The 6839-nt window shown below is 64.0% G+C and carries 6 protein-coding genes and 2 pseudogenes; 5 read left to right on the top strand and 3 right to left on the bottom strand.

Annotated elements, in window-relative coordinates:
• Positions 1-390 (bottom strand): annotated as a pseudogene (locus ROTAS13_RS16605) (transposase); the annotation flags it as partial.
• A 60-nt stretch (positions 391-450) separates the two neighbouring features.
• Between ROTAS13_RS16605 and ROTAS13_RS16610 the strand changes: the two are divergent.
• Positions 451-1161: pseudogene (locus tag ROTAS13_RS16610) on the top strand (IS6 family transposase).
• Here the strand turns inward: ROTAS13_RS16610 and ROTAS13_RS27245 are convergent.
• Complete coding sequence (locus ROTAS13_RS27245) at positions 1047-1418, bottom strand: hypothetical protein (RefSeq protein ID WP_171979124.1); 372 nt, start codon at positions 1416-1418, stop codon at positions 1047-1049. The pseudogene ROTAS13_RS16610 and the gene ROTAS13_RS27245 sit on opposite strands and share 115 nt — an antisense overlap.
• A 50-nt stretch (positions 1419-1468) precedes the next feature.
• Positions 1469-2881, bottom strand: a complete 1413-nt coding sequence (locus tag ROTAS13_RS16615; protein ID WP_075822890.1) for a PLP-dependent aminotransferase family protein — start codon at positions 2879-2881, stop codon at positions 1469-1471.
• Positions 2882-3075: 194 nt separating this feature from the next.
• Here ROTAS13_RS16615 and ROTAS13_RS16620 point away from each other — a divergent pair, with 194 nt between their 5' ends.
• The 4 genes from ROTAS13_RS16620 to ROTAS13_RS16635 all read left to right on the top strand — a co-directional run.
• Positions 3076-4368: a hydroxymethylglutaryl-CoA reductase, degradative gene (locus ROTAS13_RS16620; RefSeq protein ID WP_075822891.1), complete on the top strand. Its 1293-nt coding sequence runs from the start codon at positions 3076-3078 to the stop codon at positions 4366-4368.
• 4 nt (positions 4369-4372) lie between these two features.
• Positions 4373-4855: a hypothetical protein gene (locus ROTAS13_RS16625; protein WP_075822892.1), complete on the top strand. Its 483-nt coding sequence runs from the start codon at positions 4373-4375 to the stop codon at positions 4853-4855.
• A complete protein-coding gene (locus ROTAS13_RS16630; RefSeq protein ID WP_075822893.1) occupies positions 4852-6240 on the top strand; it encodes a tripartite tricarboxylate transporter permease in 1389 nt (462 codons plus the stop codon). Before ROTAS13_RS16625 ends, ROTAS13_RS16630 begins: the two co-directional genes overlap by 4 nt.
• Before the next feature lie 4 nt (positions 6241-6244).
• Positions 6245-6839 (top strand): hydroxymethylglutaryl-CoA lyase (locus ROTAS13_RS16635; RefSeq protein WP_139323399.1); only part of this gene is annotated, 595 nt, incomplete at its 3' end.

Raw genomic sequence — 6839 nt, forward strand, 5'->3', positions numbered from 1 at the left:
GCCGTGACCGCGGTAGCCGCGGTCGACCACGGCGAGGCCGGGGCGGTGGCCGGTCAGGGTCTCGACCTGCTGCAGGGCGTCGGCGAGGGTGTGGCCGTCATAGGGGTTGCCGGGCTGGCTGCGCATGCCGACCACGAAGCCACCGTCGAGGGTGGTGGCGACGCTGACCTTGGCGCCGAACTCGTAGCGCACGCGGGCCTTGCCCTTGGTGATGCAGTCCACCTTGGGCTCGTGCAGGGCGTAGAGTTTGCGCGGCGTCTTCGGCGTCTGGCGCAGCAGGCGGGTGACAAGGGCGATCCTGTCGTTGATCCGATCCCGCAGTGGTCCGTCGGGAACGACGCCGAGCTTGCGGCCGAGGTCGCGCAGGACGCGGCCCGTGTAGCCTTTCAGCGGGCATTGCCAAGTTGAGCGGCAGTAGCCGCAGAGAGCGAGCTGGGCGAAGCTGGCCGGATGACGCCTGACCCCGCCACCTACCCTGGCTACCGCTTTCCGGCGGAGATCATCAGCCACGCCGTCTGGCTGTATCACGTATTTGGCCTGAGCCTGCGGGCTGTGGAACTGATCCTGGCAGAGCGGGGCATCACCGTCACGCACGAGAGCATCCGGAGCTGGTGCCGGAAGTTCGGTTCGGAGTTCGCGGCCAGGCTGCGGCGGCGCCGACCGAAGCCGGGCGATACCTGGCACCTCGATGAGGTGTTTCTGCGCATCAATGGCCAGTTGCACTATCTTTGGCGCGCTGTGGACCAGCACGGCGTGGTGCTGGACATCCTGGTTCAGGATCGGCTGAACGGGAGTGCAGCCAAGCGGTTCTTCAAGCGCCTGCTCGCGAGCATGAGGTACAAGCCACAGCGGTTGGTCACAGACGGGCTGAAGAGCTACGGCGTGGCGCAGCGCGAGCTCCTGCCCGAGGTCCGGCATCGGAGCAGCCGCTATCTCAACAATCGGGCGGAGAACTCGCACCGGCCGACCCGGCGACGAGAGCGGCAGATGCAGCGGTTCAAGTCGGCCGGGTAGGCTCAGCGGTTCCTCTCAGCCCACAGCATGATCTACGGCCATTTCCGTCCTCGCCGGCACTTGATGACGGCCGGTGAGTACCGGCGCGCCCGGACCAAAGCCCTTCGGATCTGGCGGCAGGAAACCTGCGCCGAAGCAGCATCCTGATCCTGCCGCACCCTCAGCCACGCGGCCGAACTCGCCTCCTCGCTAAACAACTTGCCAATGCCCAGACGTGACCAAGCTGGTTCGAAGGTTTGCCAGGTCGGCGATGAAGCTGCGTGCTCCTGGAGCAGGCGCAGCAACACTTCGGGTGGCAGATCGGCCGCCATCGGCATTGGTACAGGCAGATATGCGTCCGGGATGCCGTACTGCTCGCGGTAGTCTCTCTCGAGACGGAGCAGAACGAATTCATCGTTGTTCAAGCAACCTCCTGTTCGGCGTATTGCGGCGCGTGAAGAATAATCGCTTCTCACTAGCTAAGCTGGACATCGCGCCAGAACGCCAACAAGCGTGGGTCACTGGCATGCGCGACGTTGATCCGAAAGGCGGCGGTACCTGCCTGGCGATCTGGTCGGAATACAGTGCTGGGTGCGAGAAAGATGCTGCGCTCGGCTGCCATCCGGCATAGTCGCGCCTCATCGGTGCCTGGCGGCATTTCAAGCCAAAGGTAGAAGCCGCGATCCACAGGCGCAGCCACCGGCAGACCAAGGGCGTGCAGTTCGTCCAGAGCCTGCGCCGTCGCCGCCTCCACGCGAGCTTGCAGCCGGCGTAGGTGCCGTCGATAGTGGCCGCCGGCAATCAGGCCAAAGACTTGCCGCTCGACATGGTCGGAGGTCGCAACCGTGGTCAGTAGTTTGATATCCGCCAGCGCATCCGCCAGCGCCGGTTGAGCGGCGACATATCCGACTCTCAATGAGGCAGAAAGCGTTTTGGAGAAGGTCCCGACGTAAAGCACGCGGTTCAACTGGTCGAATCCTGCCAGACGGGGCCTGGTTGCCGGCAGGATATCGGCGAAGGGGTCGTCCTCCACGATATGGAAGCCGTGGCGCTCAGCCGCCAGCAGTAATCCGTAGGCAGTAGGCAATGACAGCGTTCCAGCCGTGGGATTATGTGCTAGCGACTGGGTGAAGAAGGCCTTGGGTCGTTCGGTGGCGAGTTTTTCCTTCAGATCCATCAGGTCGGGACCATCAGCCAAGCGCCGGATACCGACCACCCTCACCTTGCTCAGCCGAAGCTTGCCGAAAAGCGGGTAATAGCCCGGATCATCAACGAAGGCGGTGTCGCCCGGCTCCAGCAGGTGCCGCATGATCAGGTCGAGAGCGTGATTGGCGCCGTGCGTCATCAGCACCTGCTTCGGAGCACAACGGATGCCGCGCTCGGTCAGCGACAAGGCGATGTGCTCGCGCAGTGGCCCGAATCCCCAGGAACTGCCATAGCCGTGTTCGACCGCCTTGCTACGTAACAGGTTGGTGCGTCCGAACTGCACACCGATTTCCGAACCCTCCATCCAGCAAGCCGGTGGACGGCCGTCGCCCGGCCTCAGTTCATAGTGCTGGTCGAGTTGCTCGCGTAGCAGGGAGACGAGGTCCAACGCCTCCACAACATGTTTTCGGGGCTGGGCGGCCTGGGCCGACGGCTTGCTCCGGACGTAGTAGCCAGAGCCCGGCCGCGCCTCGATCCGCCCCAAGGCCACTAGGCTATCGTAGGCCTCCGCCATGGTGTTCTTGGATACGCGATGCTCGAGGGCCGCTTTGCGGATCGAGGCCAAGCGGTCGCCAGACTGCAGGGCACCCGCGTCGATGCGAAGAGACACTGCCCGGACGATAGCCTCGACACGGGATATGGGGTGACCGCTTCCCCGAAACTGACCCAGTGATTCTACCATGACAGTCCTGACATGATGGTCGCCAACCGTCCCTTGTTTCAGAAATCGTCCTAGGACAGCTTTGGAACCATACCGCCAACAGAATGGCGGCGAAAGAACCATGGGGGAGGTCCGAGGCGCGTTGACGCACCCTTGCCCATGGCCGTGTTCAAGGCCTGCCGGCCACCACGCCGGCGACAGATGCTAGGGTAATCATGTCGAGCCAGCTTCCCAACGCACCGCGCAACGCCCGCATCAGTGGGTTCCACAAGATGTCGGCTGAAGAGCGATTGGCTCAGGTCGCGGCCTTCGCTGGGCTCGATGCCGCCATGACGGAGCAGCTTGGCAAAGCCGGAAACATCGACCCGCATCTGGCCGACCACATGATCGAGAACGTCATCTCGACAATCAGCATCCCCGTTGGCATCGCCACGAACGTGAAAGTCGATGGCCGCGACGTGCTGGTCCCGATGGCGACCGAAGAGTCCTCGGTGGTCGCGGCGGTCTGCAACTCGGCCCGCCAGTGCTATGACGCCGGCGGCTTCATCACGTCCATGTCGGGTACGGACATGATCGCACAGATCCAGATGGTCGGCGTTCCTAACCCCGAGGACGCACGCATCCGCATCCTGGAGCGCAAGGATGAGATCGCCGCGATCTGTAACGATTGCGACCCTATGCTGCTCAAGCTGGGTGGCGGCTTCCGCGACGTCGAGGTCCGCCTGATCGACAGCAAGAGCGGCCCGATGGTGGTCACCCATATCGTCGTCGACACACGTGATGCCATGGGTGCCAATGCGGTCAATACGATGGCCGAGCGGCTGGCTCCGAGAATCGAGGCTTGGGGTGGCGGCAAGGTCTATCTCCGGATCCTGTCCAACCTTGCCGACCGCCGCCTAGCACGAGCACGCGCCGTCTGGCCAGTTGAGGCGATCGGTGGCCCTGCCGTGCGAGACGGCATGATCTCAGCCTACCACTTCGCCGAAGCGGATCCCTACCGTGCCTCGACCCACAACAAAGGCATCATGAATGGCATCTCCGCCGTGGTGCTGGCCACGGGCAACGATACCCGAGCCGTAGAGGCCGGCGCCCACACCTATGCCGCCCGGAAGGGACGCTACACCAGCCTGACCAGTTGGGAATCCGACCAAGATGGCAATCTCGTCGGCACGATCGAGCTACCGCTGGCCGTGGGCCTCATCGGCGGCGCAACTAAGATCCATCCTACCGCTCAGGCCTGCCTCAAAATTCTGGGCGTGACGTCAGCCGAGGAGCTTGCGCGCATCATGGCCGCCGTCGGCTTGGCCCAGAACTTCGGTGCGATGAAGGCGCTGGCCACCGTCGGCATCCAGCAGGGTCATATGTCGCTGCATGCCAACAACGTAGCCATCGCGGTTGGTGCGGTCGGAGGGGAAGTGGCGAGGCTGGCGAGGATCCTGATCGAGAAGAAGCAGGTCCGCCAGGACGTTGCCCTGGCTGAACTGGCCAAGCTACGTGGGGAGAAATGAGGACATGGATGCACAATCCGTCCGTGCCACCGCTCCGTCCGGTGCCAAGCCGGACGGTGCCGCATGGCCCTATGCGGAGGTCTGGGGCGACACCGTTGTTCTGAAGGATCTGGGGAAGTCGGTGGTGATCGGTGCGGTCATCGCGCTGGCTTGCTACTTCGCCGCTCGTTGGATCCTGTCGGGCTTCGTTGCCACACCGCAAGTCGCCAAGACCTATGCGATGCTTTTCGGGCTGATCGGCTGCATCATTGCCGGCGCGGTGTGTGCCCGGCTGTTCGCACCCAAGCGTGATCTCAGCGAACAGGCGCATGACGACGCTTGGCGGGAGGCGACATTGGAAAAACTGGCGATGGAAGCGGGGGGACTTGGCCGCATCGCCGATCTGCCTGCCAGTGTGCAAACAGAGATGCGTGAACTCGATCTCTACGACAGCTTCGTGCGGTACGAGGCGAAGCTTACAACCCAGGCAGAAGGGGCCCGGGTATGACCGGCGACTTGGTTATGGAGATCGTGATCGCGGTTGCCATGGGTCTGGCTGGAGCGCTGCTGTTCAGTGCTATCGGCCTGATCTCAGGCACGGACGAGACGACAACTCTCGCGCCCATCACCCTGCTCGTCGTGCTGCTGGGCGTCCCTCCGGTCGGCGTCTTCACGTTCTGGCTTGCCGCCGCCGTGTCCAAGCACATGACCCATGCGGTGCCGACGGCCTTACTGGGCATTCCCGGCGACACGCTGGCGGTACCATTGATGCAGCAGGCCACCAGTCTGAGGAACCTTGGTGTTCCACACATAGCGCTGCGCAAGATGATCTCGGGTGCCATCATTGCCGCCTTCGTGGCAGTGCCACTGGCTGTGCTCTTTGCCTTGCTGCTGGCACCCTTCGGTGCAGCTATTACAAGTGCTGCGCCCTGGATCTTCCTCGCTGCGGCGATTCTTGTCGCATACTTCTCGCCTGGCCGTTGGTCGGCTGTTGCCGCACTCGTCCCCTTCGTGCTGATGATCGTCGCGCTGCAGACACTGACCCGTGGCTACGGGACCAGCCTGTCGGTCAGCTACTTCCTTGGCATCGCCATCGGACCTCTGGTCGCCGACCTGTTCTCGGTGCTGTCGCCCCTCGATCGGCCGCGCATGCTGCGAGAGAAGCCGCGGAGCTTCGTTCTGGCACCGGACGTGAAGTCCTGGGGTGGCTACTTCCCTAACCCGTTCCGCGTGCTCGATCCCTCGCAGACTGCCTGGACGGTCGCCACCGCTGCCATCTCCTCAGCCACCTTCGTCTTCTCGCCGGTGGCAATGACGGTGATGATGGGCGAGGTTGTAGGATCGCGCGTCAAACACGCCTATCACCGATTGACTTCGGTACTGGCGGCACGCAACGGAGTGACCGAGGCAACCTATATCGCCGAAGCGCTCATCCCGTTGATTGCCTTCGGCCTGCCGTTATCACCGGTTGCCGCAGGGCCAGCTGCACCACTGTTCAACGCTCCGCCGGTCTTTACCATCAACAGCACCACGGGAGAGATCCATAACCTGCACACCATGATGTCACCCTGGCAGTTCCTCGGCTATGGCATCATCGCCGTCATTCTGGCGGCCCTGATCGCCTATCCCTTCGCAATGAACTACGCGCGAAGCGCGGCTGCCTTCGTGTCCCGCAGGCTGAGCCACGAGGCCATCATCGCCACTTTCGTGGGCTTGGTACTAGTGATCGGCATCTGGGAAGGCGGGCTTCTGGCGCTGATGGTCATCCTCGCAGTGGGCTTGGTCGGCGGCACGTTGTATCGCGTGCTGGGACTGAACACCGGCGTACAGTTCATGTGCTACTATGCCGCGGTTCTTACCGTACCCGGCATTGTCAAGCTGATCGCAGGCTGAGAGCATGAAAGTTCCTCCGACAGTCCGCATCGTGGAGATGGGTCCGCGCGACGGCTTGCAGAACGAGGCGCGGCCGGTTTCCGTCGCCACGCGGATCGCATTGATCGAGGCGCTGGCCGATGCCGGGCTGCGCAGCATCGAGGCGGGCAGCTTCGTCTCGCCGAAATGGGTGCCGCAGATGGCCGGCACGGCGGAAGTCCTGGCCGGGATCGCACCGCGCCCGGGCGTCGGCCACCCCGTGCTGGTGCCGAACCTGAAGGGGCTGGAGGCGGCGCTGGCCGCCGGGGCGCGGGAGATCGCGGTCTTCGGCGCGGCCTCGGAAAGCTTCTCGCGCGCCAACATCAACTGCTCCATCGCCGAGAGCCTGGAGCGCTTCGCCCCGGTGGTGGAACAGGCACTCGCCGCCGGGCTGCGAGTGCGCGGCTATGTCTCTTGCGTGCTCGGCTGCCCCTACGAAGGCCGGGTGGCGCCGGAGGCGGTGGCGCGCGTCGCGGCGGCGCTGCACCGCCTGGGCTGCTACGAGATCTCGCTCGGCGACACGATCGGCACGGGCACGCCGCTCGCCGCGCGGCGGATGCTGGAGATCGTGGCGGAACAGG

It is taken from the genome of Roseomonas sp. TAS13, from assembly GCF_001950415.1.
Taxonomy (GTDB): Bacteria; Pseudomonadota; Alphaproteobacteria; order Acetobacterales; family Acetobacteraceae; genus Roseomonas; species Roseomonas mucosa.

Bases quoted from the DNA above. Each gene is read 5' to 3' on its own strand.
- ROTAS13_RS16630 (WP_075822893.1), top strand. From the start codon at position 4,852: ATGACCGGCGACTTGGTTATGGAGATCGTGATCGCGGTTGCCATGGGT.
- ROTAS13_RS16615 (WP_075822890.1), bottom strand. From the start codon at position 2,881: ATGGTAGAATCACTGGGTCAGTTTCGGGGAAGCGGTCACCCCATATCC.
- ROTAS13_RS16625 (WP_075822892.1), top strand. From the start codon at position 4,373: ATGGATGCACAATCCGTCCGTGCCACCGCTCCGTCCGGTGCCAAGCCG.
- ROTAS13_RS16620 (WP_075822891.1), top strand. From the start codon at position 3,076: ATGTCGAGCCAGCTTCCCAACGCACCGCGCAACGCCCGCATCAGTGGG.